This is a genomic window from Cellulomonas uda (assembly GCF_006538705.1).
In the GTDB taxonomy this organism is placed as follows: domain Bacteria; phylum Actinomycetota; class Actinomycetes; order Actinomycetales; family Cellulomonadaceae; genus Cellulomonas; species Cellulomonas uda.
This window is the reverse complement of the sequence record NZ_BJLP01000064.1, coordinates 1-18,729: the sequence shown is the minus strand read 5'-3', so window position 1 is coordinate 18,729 and position 18,729 is coordinate 1. Positions and strand designations below refer to the sequence as shown.

Sequence of the window (18,729 nt, the reverse complement as noted above, 5' to 3'; positions counted from 1 at the left end):
GTCGGCGACGCGCCGTTCGTCGCGGACCCGCCGGTGCACGCGGTGTGGCGGAACCTGGACGGCGGGACGACCTTCCACGCGCCGGTGCACGGCGTCTACGTGAAGTGGGCGCCCGCGGGCACTCCGCTCGACCTCGCGGCCGAGGCCGAACGGTTGGTGTGGGCGGGACGGTTCAGCCGTGTCCCCGAGGTCGTCACGCAGGGCGCCGACGACGAGGGCGCGTGGCTCGTGACGCGCGCGGTGCTGGGCCGCAGCGCGGTGGACCCGCTGTGGCTGGCGCGACCGCTCGACGCGGTGCGGGCCGTCGGGGCGGGCCTGCGCGCGCTGCACGACGCGCTGCCGGTCGTCGGCTGCCCGTTCTCGTGGTCGGTCGAGGACCGGCTCGGCCGGCTCGACGACCGGGACCGTGCCGCCGCGCTCGCCGAGGCGCCCCCGGTCGACCGGCTCGTGGTGTGCCACGGCGACGCGTGCGTGCCCAACACACTGCTGTCCGACGACGGCGCGTGGCTCGCGCACGTCGACCTCGGCCGGCTCGGGGTGGCCGACCGTTGGGCGGACCTGGCGATCGCGACCTGGAGCACCGTGTGGAACTACGGCCCGGGCTACGAGGACGCGCTGCTCGACGCGTACGGCGTCGCGCCCGACCCCGAGCGCACCGCGTACTACCGCGCACTGTGGGGCAGCCCGCGCGTCTCGGCCTGGTAGGCGACGGCGGGGGCTCATCCGGTGACGGGCCCGTGCCGATGAAGCGGCGTGACCGAGGACCTCGCCGCGCCGCCGCGTCTCGCCGAGGACGACCGGCGCGAGCTGCTGCTGTCGTGGGCCGTCGCGGCGGACGCGCACGACGAGCTCGTCCTGTGCGACCTGCTCGTCGACGCGTCGGGCGGCACGGCGCAGCCCGTCACGTCCTGGCGCGCTCGCACCGCCGTGCTCCGCGGGGAGCCGGTGCGGGCCCTCGAGCTGCTCGGGCGTCGCGTCGACGAGACCGAGCTCGCGGTGCCGCGCGAGCCCGACGACGTCACCGCGCTCGTCGCGCAGGCGACGCTCGGCGACCGACGCGCGCTGCCCCTGCTGGTGCGTGCGGGGCAGGTCCCGGGGACGACCCGTGCGGCCCACCTGTACCTGCTGGCGCTCGCCGCCGAGTACTCCGGCCGGGCGGACCTGGCGACCGACGCGTGGTGCGCACTCGCGGACCAGGGCACGGACACCCCTCTGGTGCTGGGCCGCGCCGCGGCGGGCATGGTCGCGCGCCGGGACCGGACGGACGCGGACCGCGCCGCCGACGAGGTGTACGCGGCCGCGCTCCTCCTGCGCGGCGGCTCGCCGTCGCCGTGGCGTGACCCGGCCGCTCTCGAGCACGCCGCGACCGTGCTGCAGGACTCGGGTGACCCGGCCGGTGCCACGCTGCTCGCGTGCGCCGTGCGCCAGGTGTGCCCGCCGGGCGCTCCGCTCGAGGAGGTCGTGCGGCGGCTGCGGCCCCGGCGCAACCGGTGGGCGTCGCTCGCCCCGTGGCTCGTCGCGCTCCCCATGCTCGCCTTCGGGGTCCTCGGGCTGGTCGCGGGCTGGTACCTGGGCGGGATGCTGCAGCGGGCCTGGCGGCGGATCCCGTCGTGGTCGTTCGAGGACGAGCGGCTGTGGTTCGGCATCCGCGCGCAGTCCTACGACGTCGCGCGCGGTCGTCCGCGGACGTCCACGCTGCGCCCGCTGGACGTGCTCGGCGCGGTGCTCGGTGCGGCGGTCGGGACCGGGCTCGCGGCGGGTGTGGCGGGTGCGGTGCCGCTGAGCACCGAGACGGGCGCCTCGACAGCCCTCGCGGTCGTCGTGTGGACGACCGGTGTCCTCGGAGGGCTCGCCGCGGGCGCCCTCGGCGGGGAGGCAGTGCACCGCGCGCGTGACCGACGCGGGCTCCTCGCGGGCCTCGAGGTCGACCTCGCCGTGACGCGTCGCGTGCTCGCGACGTGCCGCTGCTGGTCCACCCAGTCGCTCGTCGGTGTCGCCGCCGCCGCGTACGCCGAGGGGCACCTGCGCCCCGCCGGGTACCCGGACGCGGGGCTCGACCGGCCAGGCACGGTGTTGCTGTGCGAGCTCTCCGGGGCCCGGTGGCTCGCGACGTGGACCGCTTCGGGGCGGTCCGCGCTGCTCCTGCGCGGGGTGCCGCGCCAGGACGACGTCGTCGAGCCGGTGGCCACCGGCCTCTACCTGTGAACCGGCGTCACTCGCCGCGGTAGGCCGCCTCGAGCGCGGCGATGTCGAGCTTCTTCTGCGTGAGCATCACCTGCGTGGTGCGGGCGGCGCCCTCGGGGTCGGCGTCGGGGGACAGCGTGAGCTCCATGAGGCGCGTGGGCACCACCTGCCAGGACAGGCCGAACCGGTCGGTGAGCCAGCCGCACGCGACCTCCTGCCCTCCGCCCGCGAGCAGCGCGTCCCAGTAGTGGTCGATCTCGGCCTGGTCGGCGCAGTCGACGACGAACGAGAACGCGGCGTCGAGCTGCAACGACGGCCCGGCCGAGATCGCGTCGACCCGCTGGCCGTCGAGCTCGAACGTGACGACGAACGGCGCGCCCTTGGTGACGCCGGGCATGTCCGCGGGCGCGTGCACGACGTCGAGGATGCGGGAGTTCGGGAACACCGAGACGTAGAACTCGGCGGCCTCGAGCGCGTTGTCGGAGTACCAGAGGTGCGGGTGGACGATGCCCATGGCCGTGCTCCGTTCATGGTGCGTGCGTGTGTGCGCGCTGGCGGGTGGGTGCGGTCGGGTGGGTGCTGGCGGCCGGTCAGGCCGCGACGATGGCGTCGAGGCGCGCGTAACCCTCGGTGAGACCGCGCTCCATGCCGCTGGCGACCATGCCGTCGCGCGCCTGGAGGCTCGGGTAGACGGAGTGGACCTCGAGCCGCGTGCGGCCGTCGCCCAGGTCGACGAAGCGCAGCGTCTCGACCGACACGACATCGGGGAACCCGAGGAACTCGAACGTCTGGATGGCGAGCTCGTCGGTCCGCACGGTGTGGAACGTGCCGCGGAACCGGTAGGTCTCGCCGCCGGGGCCGGACTGCTGGAACGCCCACCGCCCGCCGGAGACGAAGTCCCACTCGGTGACCTCGGTGGCGAGCCCGTCCGGGCCCATCCACCGCGCGACGAGGGCGGGGTCGGCGTGGGCGGCGAACACGCGGGACACGGGGGCGTCGAGCTCACGCGTGACGTCGATGAAGGGGACGCCGGCGGGTGCGTCGACGTGCACGGGGTGGGTCATGGCGGATCCTCCTGCTGGGCGGGGTCCTGCGCGAGCAGCGCGTCGAGGGACCGGAACCTGCGCTCGTGGACCAGCCGGTACCGGTCGATCCACGCGGTGAGACGCTCGAGCGCCTCGGGGGCCAGGTGCACGGGCCGGCGCTGGGCGTCGCGCGTGCGGGTGACGAGTCCGGCCTGCTCGAGCACGTGGATGTGCTTGGAGACCGCCTGCAGCGAGATGGCGTGCGGCTCGGCGAGCTCGTTGACGGTGGCGGGGCCGCGCGACAGCCGCGCGACGATCTGGCGGCGCACGGGGTCGGCCAGGGCCAGGAAGGCCCGGTCGAGCCGCTCGTCGTCCTCCACCACAGGATGTCCTCCAGGCCGGGATGTGCCGGCCGTCTCTCGTATTCAACCTGAGTGTTGAATACGACGCTACGCCCGCCCCGCCCGGACCGCAAGGCCTTGAGGGATGTCGTCCGTTCCTCGGTGAGTCGTCCGATCCTCGGTGAGTCGCGCAGTCCTCCGCGCGACTCACCGAGCGACTCACGACCTTCCGAGCGAGTCCCGACCTCCCGGGCCACTCACGACCGTCAGGGCAGGTGGGCCTGGACGGCCCGTACCACCTCGTCGGGGGTGAGGGCGTCGGTCGCGACGACCGGGCCGCGTGCGGCGAGGCGATCCGCCACGGCCGAGTACCGCGCGACCTGGGAACGCCGCCATGCGCGTGCGCCGGGGTCGGCGGTGTCGGCGTCGATGCGGCGGAGCAGCTCGTCAGGCGACGCGTGCAGCGTGACGTGCCGGACCTCGTGCCCGCGCGCTGCCAGGCCGCCGAGCACCTCGTCGGCGTGCGCCGCGTCGAGCAGCGACATCGGGACGACGACGAGTTCCGTGCCGTCGGCTCGTCGGGACGTCGCCCGCACGGTCCCGCGGCGCCACGCGCTCAGGTCCTGGTAGTCGCTCACGCCGGTGACGCGGCCCACGGTGCGGCTCAGCCACCAGCCGAGCGCCTCGGGGTCGTGCGTCCGGGTGTGCGGCCGCCGCGCGGCGAGCTGCGTCGCGCAGGTCGTCTTGCCCACGCCGAACGCTCCGTTGAGCCACAGGATCATGGCGACCGACGCTAGTGGTCGGGTGGTGCCCAGGTCACGAGACTCCGGCGCCGGTCGTGACGGGTCGGCGGGGATCCCCCGACCCGGTGCGCGGCTCGACGCGCGCGTCGACAGGCACGTCGGCGGGTGCTGCCGGGGTGCTCCGGCTGCGGGTGCGGCGGGAGAGGGACGGGTGGCCCAGGGCGACGCCCGCGAGCACGACGAGCGCGCCGGCGGCCTGCTGGAGGGCGAGCCGCTCGTGCGCGACGAACAGGCCCAGCGCCAGGCCGGCCACCGGGTTGAGCAGGCCGACGAGGCCCACGGTGCCCGCCGGGAGGCGACGCAGGCCCGCGAACCACGCGAGGTAGGCGAGCGCGGTCGCCGCGACCGAGAGGAACGCCAGCCCGGCCCACGCGGGTGCGTCGAGGTGCGGGGGAGCGCCCTCGACGACGATCGCGGCCACCAGCAGCGTGGACCCGCCGGCGACGAGCTGCCACGCGGTCGACGAGACCACGTCCACGTCGTCGTCGCGCCACCGCTGCGCGAGCACGAACCCGACGCTCGACATGAGCATCGCGGACACCGACGCGACCAGCCCGCGCGCGTCGAGCGACGTGCCGCCCGTGAGCACCATGGCACCCACCCCGACGAGCCCCAGCACGCCCCCCGCGACCGCCGGCAGGGCCGGCCGCTGCGCGACCAGGGCCCACGCCACCAGCATCATCACCAGGGGCGAGGTCGCCATGACGGTCGCCGCGACGCTCGTCGGGAGCAGCTGGGCGGCGACGTACACGAGGACGAAGAACGCGCCCATGGTGAGGGTCCCGAGCACGAGCGAGCGCCACCACCACGCACCGCGGGGCAGGCGGCGTGCGACGAGCAGGAGCACGAGGCCGGCGGGCAGCGCGCGCAGCGCGGAGCCCCACAGCGGCGAGTCCGCGGGCAGCAGGTGCCGGGTGACGTAGTAGCTCGCGCCCCAGGTGAGCGGCGCGTAGGCGGTGAGCGCCATGAGCCGCAGATTGCCTTCCATGGAAGACAATATATCTTGCCCGGAAGATAGTGTGGTGCGGTGTCCACCACACCTCCACCCGACCGGCTCGACCTGATCCAGGCCGCCTGGCGGCGCGAGCGCCCCGACCTGGACCCGTCGCCGCAGGGCGTCATCGGTCGCCTGCACCGCGTCGCCGGGCACCTGACCGACGAGCTCGTCGCCGTGTACCGGCAGCACGGGCTCTCGGAAGGTGACTTCGACGTGCTCGCGACGCTCCGCCGCGCGGGCGAGCCGTTCGAGCGGACCGCGGGCGACCTGGCCGCCAGCACCCTCGTCACCTCCGGCGGCATGACCAAGCGCATCGACCGGCTCGAGCGCGACGGGCTCGTCTCGCGTCGCGTGTCCGACGACGACGCGCGTGCCCGCCTCGTCGCGCTCACCCCCGCCGGCCGCGAGCTGATCGACGCCGCGTTCACCGACCACATGGCGAACGAGCACCGCCTGCTCGCGGCCCTCGACCCCCGCGACGCCGCCACGCTGGCCCGCATCCTGCGCACCTGGCTCACCCACCTGGAACCCCCGCCCACCCCCAGACCGCGCGTCGCAGCAGGGACCGACGAACGCGTGCAGCGCGTGCAGCGCGTGGGAAAGGCGGTGGGCGGGCGCGCCGGGGTTGGTACCCTGGGCGCGTCGTGACTGGCGCAACGGGTGGGTCACCACCGGGGAGCGACGCAGCAGCTGGACCACGGGGTCGGACGCCTGGGCCCTCGGTCGCCTCATCACCGGACCGTCCGTGTGCGTGGCGCCGAGCGCGCCCGCACCTGACTGCGACAGGAGCAGCCGCATGAGCGACAACGTGCTCGACCAGAACATCGCCGACCTCGACCCCGAGATCGCCGCCGTCCTCGACGGTGAGCTCGCGCGCCAGCAGGGCACGCTCGAGATGATCGCGAGCGAGAACTTCGTCCCGCTCGCCGTCCTGCAGGCGCAGGGCTCCGTGCTGACGAACAAGTACGCCGAGGGCTACCCGGGCCGCCGCTACTACGGCGGCTGCGAGCAGGTCGACATCGCCGAGAACATCGCGATCGAGCGCGCGAAGGCGCTCTTCGGCGCGCAGTTCGCGAACGTCCAGCCGCACTCGGGCGCGACCGCGAACGCCGCCGTGCTGCACGCGATCGCCCGCCCCGGCGACACGATCCTCGGCCTCGCCCTCGACCAGGGCGGCCACCTCACGCACGGCATGAAGATCAACTTCTCGGGCCGGCTGTACGACGTGGTCGCGTACGGCGTCGACGAGCAGACCTCGCTGGTCGACATGGACGAGGTCCGCCGCCTCGCGGTCGAGCACAAGCCGAAGGTCATCATCGCCGGCTGGTCCGCGTATCCGCGCCAGCTCGACTTCGCGGCGTTCCGCGCGATCGCCGACGAGGTCGGCGCGTACCTGTGGGTCGACATGGCGCACTTCGCGGGCCTCGTCGCGGCGGGCGTGCACCCCTCCCCGGTGCCGCACGCGCACGTCGTGTCCTCGACCGTGCACAAGACGATCGGCGGCCCCCGTTCGGGCTTCATCCTGACCAACGACCCGGACCTCGCGAAGAAGATCAACTCCGCGGTGTTCCCGGGCCAGCAGGGCGGTCCGCTCATGCACGTCATCGCGGCCAAGGCCGTGGCGTTCAAGGTCGCCGGCTCGCCCGAGTTCCGTGACCGCCAGGAGCGCACGGTCCGCGGCGCCGCGATCATCGCCGAGCGGCTCACGCAGGCCGACGTCGCGGCCGCCGGCATCACCGTCCGCTCGGGCGGCACCGACGTGCACCTCGTGCTCGTCGACCTGCGCGACGCGGCGATCGACGGCAAGCAGGCGGAGGACCTCCTGCACGAGGCCGGCATCACGGTGAACCGCAACGCCGTCCCGAACGACCCGCGCCCGCCGATGGTCACCTCGGGCCTGCGCATCGGCACGCCCGCGCTCGCGACGCGCGGCTTCGGCGACGTCGAGTTCACCGAGGTCGCGGACATCATCGCGACCGCGCTGGTCGGCGGCGAGCAGGCGGACCTGGCGGCGCTGCAGGCGCGCGTCGCCAAGCTCACCGCCGAGTTCCCGCTGTACCCGACGCTCAAGCAGTACTGAGCATGACGGCCCAGATCCTCGACGGGACCGCCACCGCGGCGGCCATCAAGGCGGAGCTCGCGCAGCGCGTCGCGGCGCTCGCCGCGCGTGGCGTGACCCCCGGCCTCGGCACGCTGCTCGTCGGCGACGACCCGGGCAGCCGGTGGTACGTCGCGGGCAAGCACCGGGACTGCGCCGAGGTCGGCATCGCCTCCATCCAGGAGGAGCTGCCGGGCGACGCGACGCAGGAGGACATCGAGGCGGCGGTGCGCCGGCTCAACGAGAACCCGGCGTGCACCGGCTTCATCGTCCAGCTGCCGCTGCCGAAGGGCATCGACACGCACCGCGTGCTCGAGCTCGTCGACCCGGAGAAGGACGCCGACGGCCTGCACCCGACGAACCTCGGTCGCCTGGTCCTGCGGGTCAACGAGCCGATCACGAGCCCGCTGCCGTGCACGCCGCGCGGCATCGTCGAGCTGGTCGAGCGGCACGGGATCTCGCTGCACGGGGGGGACGTCGTCGTCGTCGGACGCGGTGTCACCGTCGGCCGGTCGATCGGTCTGCTCCTGACGCGCCGGGCCGTCAACGCGACCGTCACGCTGACCCACACCGGCACCGACGACCTCGCGGAGCACACGCGCAACGCCGACGTGGTCGTCGCGGCCGCGGGCGTGCCCGGGATCATCACGCCGGACATCGTCAAGCCCGGTGCGGTCGTGGTCGACGTGGGCGTCTCGCGGGCGACCGACCCGGAGACGGGCAGGTCGCGGGTCGTGGGGGACGTCCACCCGGGCGTCAAGGAGATCGCCGCCTGGGTCTCGCCGAACCCGGGCGGGGTCGGCCCCATGACGCGGGCGATGCTGCTGAGCAACGTCGTCGAGACCGCCGAGCGGCTCGCCGGCTGACGACGCGTGCGAGAGCCCCGACCGGTCGCCGGTCGGGGCTCTCGCACGTCCGGGCGACGAGCACTGCGGAACGCCCACGCGCCCGGCCGCCTGGCCCTACGCTGCGACCAGGCCGCCCGCGTCCGTGGGCGCGACGAAGGGACGTGCGATGGCGCGCAGTTTCGGACCCTCGGCGAAGGTCCTCGTGTGGGGCGTGGCGACGCTCGTCCTCGGTGCCCTGGCGAGCGTGTGGGGCTGGCTGTCACAGATCGCGCAGGCGTCCCGCGGGTACGTCGACACCGACGGGACGAGCGCGCTCGTCGTGCTCGGCATCGTCGCGGCGCTGATCGGGCTGGTGGTCACGCTCGCGGGCGTCTGGCAGCTCGCGACGAACGTCGACATCGCGGCGCTCGCCGCGCAGGAGGCCGCGGCCCAGGTCGAGCGTGACCAGGAGCGGGCGGAGCGCTCGTACGCCGAGGCCGCACGCGACGTCGAGGAGCGCTGGAAGAACCGGCTCGCGGACGAGGCGGGGCGCGACGACTGACGACCCGGTCACCGGCTCGCTCACGCCTGTCGCAGGACGTCCTTGGCGGCCACCCGCGCGACGCGGTTGACCTGCGCCTTCGTCATCGCCCCGGCGGGCAGGGCGCGCGCGATCGCCTCGGCCAGCAGCTTGACGTCGACGACGCCCTTGGCCGCGGCCTGCGCGTTCGCGTTGGTGCGGCGCAGCAGCGCGTAGGTGTCGACGCGCTCGAGCTCCCTGTTCTTGTACCCCCAGACCGCACGGGCGATCTCGTCGACGGTCGGCATGTCGTCCTCCTCGGGGACCGGGCCCGACTTCTGTTCGGTGACGCGTCCGACGAACGCGCGGACGTCCGCCAGGGTGGTGCCCCTGGCGAGCTCGAAGTGCATCGCGTCGCGCCGCCCGCGGGGGAAGTCCAGCCCCCAGACGAACAGCCCGCCGGCGTCGCGCAGGACGTCCCGCACCGCGCGCTCCTGCGCGGCCGAGAAGCCGGACACGTACGGGGTGCCCCGCGGCTGGTGGAGCTCGAACGGGTGCCTCGCCCCGTTGACGTCCACGGCGGTCCCGGAGATGTGGTTGGAGCCCGCGGCGCCGCCCACCTGCGTGTTGAACGCCCTCGAGCGCCAGCCGTTGACCACGGCGACCTTCTCGACCCGCTCGTGCAGCTGCTCCAGCAGCCAGACGAACGCGCGGGCGACGTCGCCGTCGCGCACGGTGGCGCCGTTCGCGTCGTCGCCGACGACGATGCGCGTGACGCTCGACTCGCGGGCGTCGGACCACCCGTTCATCGTGACCATGTCGCCTCCTGACCGCTGGGCGCGGGACCAGTCGTGGGGCGTCGCGGGTCGGGGCTCGCGGCAGCGTACGTGGGACAAGGTGCCGTGCGGGGTCCGTCCTGATACGCCGACGAGGTCGTCCCGCCGGGTGAGGCAGGATCGTCCCGGACGACCGCGGGAGGCCCGCGCGCCGAGGAAGGACTGCTGTGCTCACGATCGCGACCGTCAACGTCAACGGCATCCGGGCGGCGTTCCGCCGCGGGATGGGCGAGTGGCTCGACACGCGCAAGCCGGACGTGCTGCTGCTGCAGGAGGTGCGCGCCACCGACGAGATCCTCGCCGACCACCTGTCGCCCGGCGAGTGGCACCTCGCGCACGAGGCGTCGGTGACGAAGGGGCGCTCGGGCGTCGCGATCGCGACGCGCCTGCCGATGACGGCGGTGCGCGTCGGGCTCGGCACCGGTGTCCCCGGGGACTGCGGTCGGTGGGTCGAGGCCGACCTCGAGGTCGACGCGCACGACGGGCAGGGGCCGCGCACGCTCACGGTCGTCTCGGCATACATCCACTCCGGCACGCTCGGCACACCGTCGATGGACGAGAAGTACGCGTTCCTCGAGGTGGTGACCGCGCGCCTCGCGGAGCTCGCGCAGGCGGGCCGGATGGTGGTGGTGGCGGGGGACGTGAACATCGCGCACCGCGAGGCCGACATCAAGAACTGGAAGGGCAACCTCAAGTCGGCCGGGTTCCTGCCGCAGGAGCGTGCCTACCTGGACCGCTGGCTCGACGGCCTGGGCTGGCGTGACCTGGGCCGCGAGCTCGGCGGCGAGGGCCCGGGGCCGTTCACGTGGTGGTCGTGGCGCGGCAAGGCGTTCGACAACGACGCGGGCTGGCGGATCGACTACCAGCTCGCGACGCCCGCGCTCGCGGACCGCGCGGTCGCCGCGACGGTCGACCGTGCCGCGACGTACGACGCGCGGTTCTCCGACCACGCGCCGCTCGTCGTCGAGTACGACCTGTAGGCGGGTCAGCCGGGCGGCGTGCCGTGCACGGGCGCCGGCGGCAGGTCGCGGGAGCGCAGCAGCGAGGAGACGACGACGGGCAGCGTCGCGACGAGGCCGATGCCGGCGGCGACCCACAGCGTCGTCAGGACGCTCGTCGTGTGACCGAGCCACCCGCCGAGGAGGCTGCCGAGCGGCATCGAGCCCCACACGAGGAACCGCACGGACGCGTTCATGCTCGTCGGGCGTTCGGCGAGGATCGCGGGGTGAGCTCTTCGGCGGCGGCGAGCATCCGTGGATGTCCGACGAGCAGGGGAAGGGCTCAGGCGACGAAGGCCGGGGCTCGCAGGCCCTCGCGCGCGAACGCCGCGGCGACCGCGTCCGCGACGGTGACCAGCGCGTCCGCCTCGACCAGCGCGATGGCGGAGCCGCCGAACCCGCCGCCCGTCATGCGTGCACCGAGCGCGCCCGCGGCCCGGGCGGCTTCCACCGCGACGTCGAGCTCGCGGCACGACACCTCGTAGTCGTCGCGCAGCGAGGCGTGCGACGCGTCGAGGAGGGGACCGGTGTCACGCAGACGGCCCGCGTCGAGGAGGGCGACGAACTCGCGGACGCGCGCGATCTCGGTCAGCACGTGCCGTACCCGGCGCGCACGGAGCTCGCCGTCGGGCGTCCCGTCGTCGAGCGCCACGATCGCGTGCTCGGCATCCCCCGGGGCGTCGGTGAGCTCGCGCAGCGTGGCCACGCCGAGCAGCCGCGCGGCCTCGTCGCACGTCGCCCGACGCGCCGCGTACTGCCCGTCGACGAGCGCGTGCTCGGCGCGCGTGTCGATCACGAGGAGGGCGAGGCCCTCGGCGGCCGGGTCGAACGGCACGTGCCGGACCGACTGGTCGCGGCAGTCGAGCAGCAGCGCGTGGCCCGGCTCGGCACGCAGCGCCGCGGCCTGGTCCATGCCGCCCGTGGGTGCACCGGCGATCTCGTTCTCGGCGCGTACGCAGTCCGCGGCGAGCGCGGCACGGTCCTGCGCGAGCGCGTTCACCGCGTCGAGCGCGAGCGCGACGGAGCAGGACAGCGCGGCAGAGGACGAGAGCCCGGAGCCGACGGGCACGCACGAGTCGATCGCGACGTCGAAGCCCGCCACCGGCAGCCCGCGCTCGCGCAGCGCCCACGCGACGCCCGCGACGTACGCGGTCCAGCCGGCGACGGCACCGGGGGCGACCGACGCGAGCTCGAGCGCGGTCACCACGCTCGCGTCCCACGCGGAGGCCGTGCGCGCCGTGCCGTCGCCGCGGCGGCGCACGGCCGCGAACGTGCGGTGCGCGAGCGCGACCGGCAGGCACAGGCCGCCGTTGTAGTCGGTGTGCTCGCCGATGAGGTTGACGCGTCCGGGTGCCGACCACACGCCGTCAGGCGCGACACCGAACGCGGTGTCGAACAGCGCACGGGCGCGCTCCTCGCCCGTCCCCGCGTCCCACGCGGGCACCCACGTGGTCATGCGAGCTCCTGCAGCCGCGCCGCGATGCGCTCGGGCGTCGTGTCGCTGACCCAGGCCGCGACGCCGGACTCGACGCCCGCGAGGTACTTGAGCTTGCCGGGCGCGCGCAGCACCGAGAACACCTGCAGCGACAGGCGCCAGTCGTCGCGTCCCTGCCGCGCGGGCGCCTGGTGCCAGCCCGAGATGTACGGCAGCGGGACCGCGGTGTCGTCGTCGACGAAGAACAGGTCGAGGCGCCGCAGCAGCTCGAGGTAGGTGGTCGCCAGGTCGGCGCGCTCGGCGTCGTCGAGCGCCGGCAGGTCGGGGACGTCCCGGCGGGGGACCAGGTGCACCTCGACGGGCCAGCGCGCCGCGAACGGCACGTACGCGACCCAGTGCTCGGACTCGAGGACGACGCGCGTGGCGTGCCGCAGCTCCGCGTCCAGCACGTCGCGGCCCAGCAGGCGGCCGGTGCGCGCGCGGTGCTCGCTCGCGGCCGCGAGCATGGTCGCGGTGCGGGGCGCGAGGTAGGGCAGCGCGTAGATCTGCCCGTGCGGATGGTGCAGCGTGACGCCGATCTCCTTGCCGCGGTTCTCGAACGCGAAGACCTGCTCGACGCCCTCGGTCGCGTTGAGCGCCGCGGTGCGGTGCGCCCACGCCTCGATGACCGTGCGCATCCGGCGCGGGCCGACGGTCCGCAGCGACGCGGTCGGGTCCGCCGAGAAGCACACGACCTCGCAGCGGCCCACCGCGGGGCGCGTCTGCCACAGCGGCTCGTCGTCGCGCAGCGTCACCTCGTCGAGCACGCCGGGCACGCGCAGCAGCGACGGGAAGCGGTTCTCGAACACGACGACGTCGTAGTCCTCCGCGGGGATCTCGCCGTCCTGGTACGTGGCGCCGGGCCGGGCGGGTGCGAGCGGGTTCGCGTCCGCGGGCGGCAGGAACGTGCGGTTCATGCGGTGCGCCGCGATCGCGACCCACTCGCCCGTGAGCGGGTCGCGCCTCAGCTCGGGGCCGGTGGGCACGACGCCGTCCGCGTCGGGCGCGAACCGGTCCGGCAGCGGGCGCGGGTCGTCCAGCCGGCGTGTCGCCGCGCCCGAGACGTAGGGCTCGGAGTCGTCGAAGTAGAGCAGCTCGCGGCCGTCGGCGAGCGTGGTGCTCGTGACGCGCACGCCGGCGCTCGCGGTGGGGGTGCCTGCTGGATCGGCCGTGGTCGTGCTCGTCCGGGTGGTCATGCGTCGTCTCCCACGTGCGGAGGAAGGGTGCCGGGGGCGCCCGCGGGGGGTGCAGCGGGATCGTCGCCGACGACGACCGTCTGCAGGCGGTCGGTGAGCAGGCGGCGGGCCGCGGCGGGGGCCTCGTCGTCCATCACGACGAGGTCGACCTCCTCGAGGTCGGCGATCTTCGCGAGACCGACCGTGCCCCACTTCGTGTGGTCCGCCAGCACGGTGGTCGCGGCCGCGCAGCCCATGAGCGCGCGGTCGGTCGCGGCCTCGGCGAGGTTCGGCGTGGTGAGGCCGGACTCGTCGAGCCCGTGCACCCCGAGAAACGCGCGGTCGACGCGCAGGAGCGCGAGCGAGGCGTCGGCGACGCGTCCGACGAGCGCGTCGGACGGGGTGCGCACGCCCCCCGTGAGGACGACCTCGAGGTCACCCGGTGCGACGGCCCGGTGCAGGACGTCGGCGATGCGCAGGCCGTTGGTGACGACCGTGAACGGGCGCAGCGCGGCGTCCTGCGCGACGAGCTCGGCGAGCCGGTAGGTGGTCGAGCCGGCGGACAGCGCGACGGTCTGGCCGGGCTCGAGGTCCGCGTGCGCGGCGCGCGCGATCGCGGTCTTCTGCGGGCCGGCGTGCTCGACCTTGACCTCGAAGCCGGGCTCGTCGGATGCCCGCGTGCCCTCCGGCGCCACGGCCCCGCCGTGCACGCGGCGCACGAGGCCGGCGCGTGCGAGCTCGGCGATGTCCCGCCGGATCGTCATGTCCGAGACGCCGAGGTCGTCCACGAGATCGGACACGCGGGCGGCACCGTGCGCGCGCACGGTCGCGAGGATCAGCTCTTGTCGTTGGGTCGCCAGCACTCGAACATCGTCGCACATGACCCAACAGAAACAAACACCCGGATGGGTGGGTCCGTCAGCGTCCCGCGGGGGAGAGGCCGAGCGAGCGCCCCGCGAGCCCGCGCTGGCGGGTGCCCAGCGTGCGGGCGACCTGCCGCAGCGCGACCGCCGCGGGCGAGTCCGGGTGGCTCAGCACCACCGGCTCGCCCACGTCACCGCCCTCGCGCAGCGTCACGTCGATCGGCACCTGACCCAGCACGGGCACGGCGGCGCCCGTGAGCTGCGTGAGGCGCGCCGCGACGTGCTCGCCGCCGCCCGAGCCGAACAGCTCGAGCCGCGAGCCGTCCGGCTGCTCGAGCCAGGACATGTTCTCCACCACGCCCACGACCTGCTGGCGGGTCTGCACCGCGACCGAACCCGCGCGCTCGGCGACCTCCGCGGCCGCCGCCTGCGGCGTCGTCACGACGACGATCTGCGAGCCCGGCAGCAGCTGGGCGACCGAGATCGCGATGTCACCCGTCCCCGGCGGGAGGTCCAGCAGCAGCACGTCCAGGTCGCCCCAGAACACGTCCGCGAGGAACTGCTGCAGCGCACGGTGCAGCATCGGCCCGCGCCACACCACGGGCTGGCCCGGCGGCACGAACATCCCGATCGAGACGACCTTGACGTCGTGCGCCACCGGCGGCAGGAGCATGTCATCGACCTTCGTCGGCGGCCGGTCCACGCCCAGCATGCGCGGGATCGAGAAGCCGTAGATGTCGGCGTCGACCACGCCGACCCGCAGGCCGTCCGCCGCCATCGCGACCGCGAGGTTCGCCGTCACGGACGACTTGCCCACGCCGCCCTTGCCGGACGCGATCGCGAACACCTTCGTGAGCGACGTGGCCTGCGCGAACGGGATCGTCGGCTCCGCGTCCGTGCCGCGCAGCAGGCGACGCAGGTCCGCGCGCTGCTCGGCGGTCATGACGCCCAGCTCGACGGCCACCTCGTCGACCCCGTCGACCCGTGCGACCGCGGCGGAGACGTCCCGCGTCAGGGTCTCCTTGAGCGGACAGCCGGGCGTCGTCAGGTCGATGCCGACGACGACGCGCGCGCCGCCCGTCGCGGTGGGTGCGCCGAGGTCGACCGAGCGGACCATGCCGAGCTCGGTGATCGGGCGGCGGATCTCGGGGTCCTGGACCGTGGCGAGCGCGGAGCGCACGGCGTCGAGGAGCGCGGCGTCGGTGGCGGGAGTCGGGGGCACGGCGACCATGCTAGGTCGGCCGCGGCGCGCCCCGTCCGGGCCGTCCGGCCCGGGCCCCGCCCGGCTCGGCGTCCTCGGCGTCGTCCTCCTCCGGCTGGGCCAGGAGCTCCTCGAGGAGGTTGCGCAGCTCGGAGCGCACGAAGTCGCGCGTCGCGACGTCACCCAGCGCGATGCGCAGCGCGGCGACCTCGCGCGCGAGGAACTCGGTGTCCGCGAGGTTGCGTTCGGCGCGCTGCCGGTCCTGCTCGGCCTGCACGCGGTCGCGGTCCGTCTGCCGGTTCTGCGCGAGCAGGATGAGCGGTGCGGCGTAGGACGCCTGGAGCGACAGCATGAGCGTCAGGACGGTGAAGCCGTTCGCGGAGCTGTCGAACCGCGGGCGGTCCGGGCCCCAGTCGGCGTTCCAGGTGAGCCACGCGGCGCAGAAGATCGTCAGCCAGAAGATGAACGACGGCGTGCCGAGGAACCGCGCGATGCTCTCCGACGCGCGCCCGGCGGCGTCCTGGTCCGCGTTCGGGCGCGGCAGCGACAGGCGTCGCCGCGACTCGCGCGGCTGGTCGAGGCGCTCAGCCACGACCGACCACCGGTCGGGCCGGGCGGGCGGGGGTGGTGCGCAGGGCGTGCTCCTCGTCGTCCTGCTCGCGCCAGTCCTCGGGCAGCAGGTGGTCGAGCACGTCGTCGACCGACACCGCGCCGAGCAGGCGCTTGTCGGCGTCGACCACCGGGAGCGCGAGCAGGTTGTACGTCGCGAGCTGGCGGGTCACGGCGATGAGCGGCTTGCCGGCCTCGACTGGCTCGATGTCGGTGTCGACGATCGACCCGATCGCCTCGTGCGGGGGTTCGCGGAGCATGCGCTGCAGGTGCACGACGCCGATGTAGCGCCCGGTGGGCGTCTCGAGCGGCGGGCGCGCGACGAACACCATCGACGCGAGCGCGGGCGTCAGGTCCTGGCGGCGCACGTGCGCGAGCGCCGCGGCGATCGGGGTCTCGGGGCCCAGGATCACCGGCTCGGTGGTCATGAGGCCACCCGCGGTGTTGTCCTCGTACGCGAGCAGGCGCCGGACGTCTCGGGCCTCCTCGGGCTCCATGAGCTCGAGGAGCTCGGCCGCCTGCTCGTCGGGCAGCTCGCCCAGCAGGTCCGCCGCGTCGTCGGGCTCCATGGCCTCGAGGACGTCGGCGGCGCGGCCCAGCTCCAGGCCCTGGAGGATCGCGACCTGGTCGTCCTCGGGCAGCTCCTCGAGCACGTCCGCGAGACGGTCGTTGTCGAGGGCCGAGGCGACCTCGAGCCGGCGCGTGGTGCCCAGGTCGTGCAGCACGTCCGCCAGGTCCGCGGGCTTGAGGTCCTCGTACTGCGCGAGCAGCAGCTCGGCGCCCTGCTGGCCGGCGGCGCGGGCGAGGCCGGTGACCTCGCCCATCGAGACGAGCTGCGTCTCGCCGCGGCGGCGCAGCAGGCCGCGGTGGCCGGGGACGACCCGCCGCACGAAGAGCTTGGTGACCACCCAGTCGTTGTTGCGCTGCAGCTCGATCGCGACGTCCTCGATCGTCGCCGACCCGCTGCCGTCCGCCAGGTCGACCGTGCGGTCGAGCAGCTCGCTCACGACGAGGGTCTCGAACGCGCGCTGCTCGAAGCGCCGCATGTTCACCAGGCCGGTCGAGATGACCTGGCCCGGGTCCATCGCGGTGACGCGCGTCAGGGGCAGGAACACGCGGCGCTTGCCGGGGACCTCGACGACGAGCCCGACCGCGCGCGGTGCGCCCTTGGGGCGCACGAGCACGACGACGTCGCGCACGCGCCCGACCTGGTCACCGAGGGGGTCGAAGACCGTGGTACCGGCCAGGCGCGCGACGAAGACCCGGGTGCCCACGCTGCTCACGCGGTCAGCCTAGACGCCGGGGCACCGGGCGGGGTCGTGGACACGTTTCACCACATCACTTACCGATCGGTCAGCAGGTGTGGTTTGCTCCGGTGTGTCCGGTCGAGCTCAACGGAGAGGATCACCGTGCACCACCACGCCACCGCACCAGCAGGACGCGTCCGCCGACGCGCGGCGCTCGCCGCGGGTGTCAGCCTCGTCGTCGCCGCGCTCGTCGCGGCCCCCGCCGCCGCGCTCGTCGCGGCGCCCGCCGCCGCGGGCGCCCGTCCCGGCCCACCCGGTCCCACGCGTCCCGACCCCACGCGTCCCGACCTCGGCGCGAACGTCGTCGTGCTCGACCCGAGCATGCCGGTCGCCCAGGTCCAGGCCGCGTTCGACGAGGTCCACGCCCGCCAGGTCGACGCCGAGATGGGCACGGGCCGCGCCAGCCTGCTGCTCCTGCCCGGCGAGTACGGGACCGCCGAGCAGCCGCTGCACGTCCGCGTCGGCTACTACACCGAGGTCGCGGGCCTCGGGGCGTCGCCGGGGGACGTCGTCGTGCACGGCACGATCGAGACGTACAACCGCTGCCTGTCCGACGACCCCGCGAACCCGAACTGCCTCGCGCTCGTGAACTTCTGGCGCACGCTGTCCAACCTCACGCTCGACATCGACGTCACCGGCCAGGACGGCTGCCGCTCGACGGCGAACTTCTGGGCCGTGTCGCAGGCCGTGTCCGTGCGCCGCCTGGACGTGCGCGCCGACCCCGGCGACCCCGCGTTCTCGCTCATGGACTACTGCACCGCCGGTCCCCAGTACGCGAGCGGCGGGTTCATCGCCGACTCGCGGTTCGGCGACGTCGTCAACGGCTCCCAGCAGCAGTGGCTCACACGCGACAGCGAGGTGCGCTCGTGGTCCAACGCGGTGTGGAACCAGGTCTTCGCGGGCGTCGAGGGCGCACCCGACGACGCGACGTTCCCCGACCCGCCGTACACGACCCTCGACACCACGCCGGTGAGCCGCGAGAAGCCCTACCTGTACGTCGACGCGCGCGGCGCGTGGCAGGTCCGCGTGCCGTCGGTGGCGCGCGGCAGCCGCGGCGTCACCTGGGCCGACGGGACGACACCCGGCCGGTCGGTCCCGCTGCGCGACTTCTACGTCGCCCGTCCCGGCGACGACGCCGCCCGTCTCGACCGCGAGCTCGCGCGCGGCAAGCACCTGCTGCTCACCCCCGGGCTCTACGACGTCGCGCGCACGATCACCGTGCGACGCCCCGGCACGGTCGTGCTCGGCCTCGGGCACGCGACGCTCACCTCGGTGCGCGGCGCCGTCCCGCTGGTGGTCGCCGACGTGCCGGGCGTGGTCGTCGCGGGCCTGACCGTCGACGCCGGTCCGACGAGGTCGCCCGCCCTGCTGCGGGTCGCCGGCACGCACCACGGCCCGCGCGCCGCCGCCGCGAGCCGGCGCGACCCGATCACCCTGTCCGACGTGTACTTCCGCGTCGGCGGGCCGCACC

The 18,729-nt window shown here is 74.7% G+C and carries 20 protein-coding genes, 1 pseudogene and 1 riboswitch; of the genes and pseudogenes, 8 read left to right on the top strand and 13 right to left on the bottom strand.

Annotation, left to right across the window (positions count from 1 at the left end):
• Positions 1-705: aminoglycoside 3'-phosphotransferase (locus CUD01_RS14935; protein ID WP_141322258.1), on the top strand; the 705-nt coding region annotated here is incomplete at its 5' end.
• A 48-nt stretch (positions 706-753) separates the two neighbouring features.
• Entirely contained in the window at positions 754-2,205 is a 1,452-nt protein-coding gene (locus CUD01_RS14930) for a hypothetical protein (protein ID WP_141322256.1), read from the top strand.
• Positions 2,206-2,212: 7 nt separating this feature from the next.
• Here CUD01_RS14930 and CUD01_RS14925 read toward each other — a convergent pair whose 3' ends face one another.
• From CUD01_RS14925 to CUD01_RS14905, 5 genes are all read right to left on the bottom strand, one after another.
• The gene (locus CUD01_RS14925; protein ID WP_141322254.1) at positions 2,213-2,698 is read right to left on the bottom strand and encodes a VOC family protein; all 486 of its coding nucleotides are present in this window, start codon (positions 2,696-2,698) and stop codon (positions 2,213-2,215) included.
• 76 nt (positions 2,699-2,774) lie between these two features.
• Positions 2,775-3,248 (bottom strand): SRPBCC family protein, encoded by a 474-nt coding sequence (locus CUD01_RS14920; RefSeq protein ID WP_141322253.1) that lies wholly within the window; start codon positions 3,246-3,248, stop codon positions 2,775-2,777.
• Complete coding sequence (locus CUD01_RS14915; RefSeq protein ID WP_371860802.1) at positions 3,245-3,589, bottom strand: ArsR/SmtB family transcription factor; 345 nt, start codon at positions 3,587-3,589, stop codon at positions 3,245-3,247. Before CUD01_RS14915 ends, CUD01_RS14920 begins: the two co-directional genes overlap by 4 nt.
• A gap of 227 nt (positions 3,590-3,816) precedes the next feature.
• On the bottom strand, positions 3,817-4,332 hold the full coding sequence (locus tag CUD01_RS14910; protein ID WP_141322249.1) for an AAA family ATPase: 516 nt from the start codon (positions 4,330-4,332) through the stop codon (positions 3,817-3,819).
• Between the two features lie 34 nt (positions 4,333-4,366).
• Entirely contained in the window at positions 4,367-5,341 is a 975-nt protein-coding gene (locus tag CUD01_RS14905; protein ID WP_174773907.1) for a DMT family transporter, read from the bottom strand.
• A 39-nt stretch (positions 5,342-5,380) separates the two neighbouring features.
• On the opposite strand from CUD01_RS14905, the pseudogene CUD01_RS14900 reads away from it, so the two are divergent.
• The 4 genes and pseudogenes from CUD01_RS14900 to CUD01_RS14885 all read left to right on the top strand — a co-directional run.
• Positions 5,381-5,881, top strand: a pseudogene (locus tag CUD01_RS14900) (MarR family winged helix-turn-helix transcriptional regulator); the annotation flags it as partial.
• A gap of 103 nt (positions 5,882-5,984) precedes the next feature.
• Positions 5,985-6,074: riboswitch (ZMP/ZTP riboswitch) on the top strand.
• A 72-nt stretch (positions 6,075-6,146) separates the two neighbouring features.
• Complete coding sequence (gene glyA / locus CUD01_RS14895) at positions 6,147-7,430, top strand: serine hydroxymethyltransferase (protein WP_141322245.1); 1,284 nt, start codon at positions 6,147-6,149, stop codon at positions 7,428-7,430.
• A gap of 2 nt (positions 7,431-7,432) precedes the next feature.
• The gene (locus CUD01_RS14890; protein WP_141322243.1) at positions 7,433-8,314 is read left to right on the top strand and encodes a bifunctional methylenetetrahydrofolate dehydrogenase/methenyltetrahydrofolate cyclohydrolase; all 882 of its coding nucleotides are present in this window, start codon (positions 7,433-7,435) and stop codon (positions 8,312-8,314) included.
• Between the two features lie 148 nt (positions 8,315-8,462).
• Complete coding sequence (locus CUD01_RS14885) at positions 8,463-8,837, top strand: hypothetical protein (RefSeq protein WP_141322241.1); 375 nt, start codon at positions 8,463-8,465, stop codon at positions 8,835-8,837.
• 20 nt (positions 8,838-8,857) lie between these two features.
• Here CUD01_RS14885 and CUD01_RS14880 read toward each other — a convergent pair whose 3' ends face one another.
• On the bottom strand, positions 8,858-9,613 hold the full coding sequence (locus CUD01_RS14880) for a D-Ala-D-Ala carboxypeptidase family metallohydrolase (RefSeq protein ID WP_141322239.1): 756 nt from the start codon (positions 9,611-9,613) through the stop codon (positions 8,858-8,860).
• A 185-nt stretch (positions 9,614-9,798) separates the two neighbouring features.
• Between CUD01_RS14880 and CUD01_RS14875 the strand changes: the two genes are divergently transcribed.
• Positions 9,799-10,611: an exodeoxyribonuclease III gene (locus tag CUD01_RS14875; RefSeq protein WP_094180619.1), complete on the top strand. Its 813-nt coding sequence runs from the start codon at positions 9,799-9,801 to the stop codon at positions 10,609-10,611.
• Positions 10,612-10,616: 5 nt separating this feature from the next.
• On the opposite strand, the gene CUD01_RS14870 is transcribed toward CUD01_RS14875, so the two are convergent.
• The 7 genes from CUD01_RS14870 to CUD01_RS14840 all read right to left on the bottom strand — a co-directional run bounded on the left by CUD01_RS14870 (position 10,617) and on the right by CUD01_RS14840 (position 17,234).
• The gene (locus tag CUD01_RS14870) at positions 10,617-10,826 is read right to left on the bottom strand and encodes a hypothetical protein (protein ID WP_174773905.1); all 210 of its coding nucleotides are present in this window, start codon (positions 10,824-10,826) and stop codon (positions 10,617-10,619) included.
• 86 nt (positions 10,827-10,912) lie between these two features.
• Positions 10,913-12,085 carry a galactokinase gene (galK, locus tag CUD01_RS14865; protein ID WP_141322236.1) on the bottom strand — a complete coding sequence of 391 codons (1,173 nt, stop codon included), beginning with the start codon at positions 12,083-12,085 and terminating at the stop codon, positions 10,913-10,915.
• Positions 12,082-13,299, bottom strand: a complete 1,218-nt coding sequence (galT, locus tag CUD01_RS14860) for a galactose-1-phosphate uridylyltransferase (protein WP_166771955.1) — start codon at positions 13,297-13,299, stop codon at positions 12,082-12,084. The genes galK and galT overlap by 4 nt, the downstream gene beginning before the upstream one ends.
• Positions 13,296-14,141 (bottom strand): DeoR/GlpR family DNA-binding transcription regulator, encoded by an 846-nt coding sequence (locus tag CUD01_RS14855; protein ID WP_174773904.1) that lies wholly within the window; start codon positions 14,139-14,141, stop codon positions 13,296-13,298. Before CUD01_RS14855 ends, galT begins: the two co-directional genes overlap by 4 nt.
• Positions 14,142-14,196: 55 nt before the next feature.
• A complete protein-coding gene (locus tag CUD01_RS14850; RefSeq protein WP_141322233.1) occupies positions 14,197-15,372 on the bottom strand; it encodes an Mrp/NBP35 family ATP-binding protein in 1,176 nt (391 codons plus the stop codon).
• A 1-nt stretch (position 15,373) separates the two neighbouring features.
• Positions 15,374-15,934, bottom strand: a complete 561-nt coding sequence (locus CUD01_RS14845) for a DUF1003 domain-containing protein (protein WP_094180615.1) — start codon at positions 15,932-15,934, stop codon at positions 15,374-15,376.
• On the bottom strand, positions 15,927-17,234 hold the full coding sequence (locus tag CUD01_RS14840) for a magnesium transporter MgtE N-terminal domain-containing protein (protein WP_141322231.1): 1,308 nt from the start codon (positions 17,232-17,234) through the stop codon (positions 15,927-15,929). Before CUD01_RS14840 ends, CUD01_RS14845 begins: the two co-directional genes overlap by 8 nt.
• Before the next feature lie 126 nt (positions 17,235-17,360).
• Between CUD01_RS14840 and CUD01_RS14835 the strand changes: the two genes are divergently transcribed.
• Positions 17,361-18,729: pectate lyase-like domain-containing protein (locus tag CUD01_RS14835; protein ID WP_218023865.1), on the top strand; the 1,369-nt coding region annotated here is incomplete at its 3' end.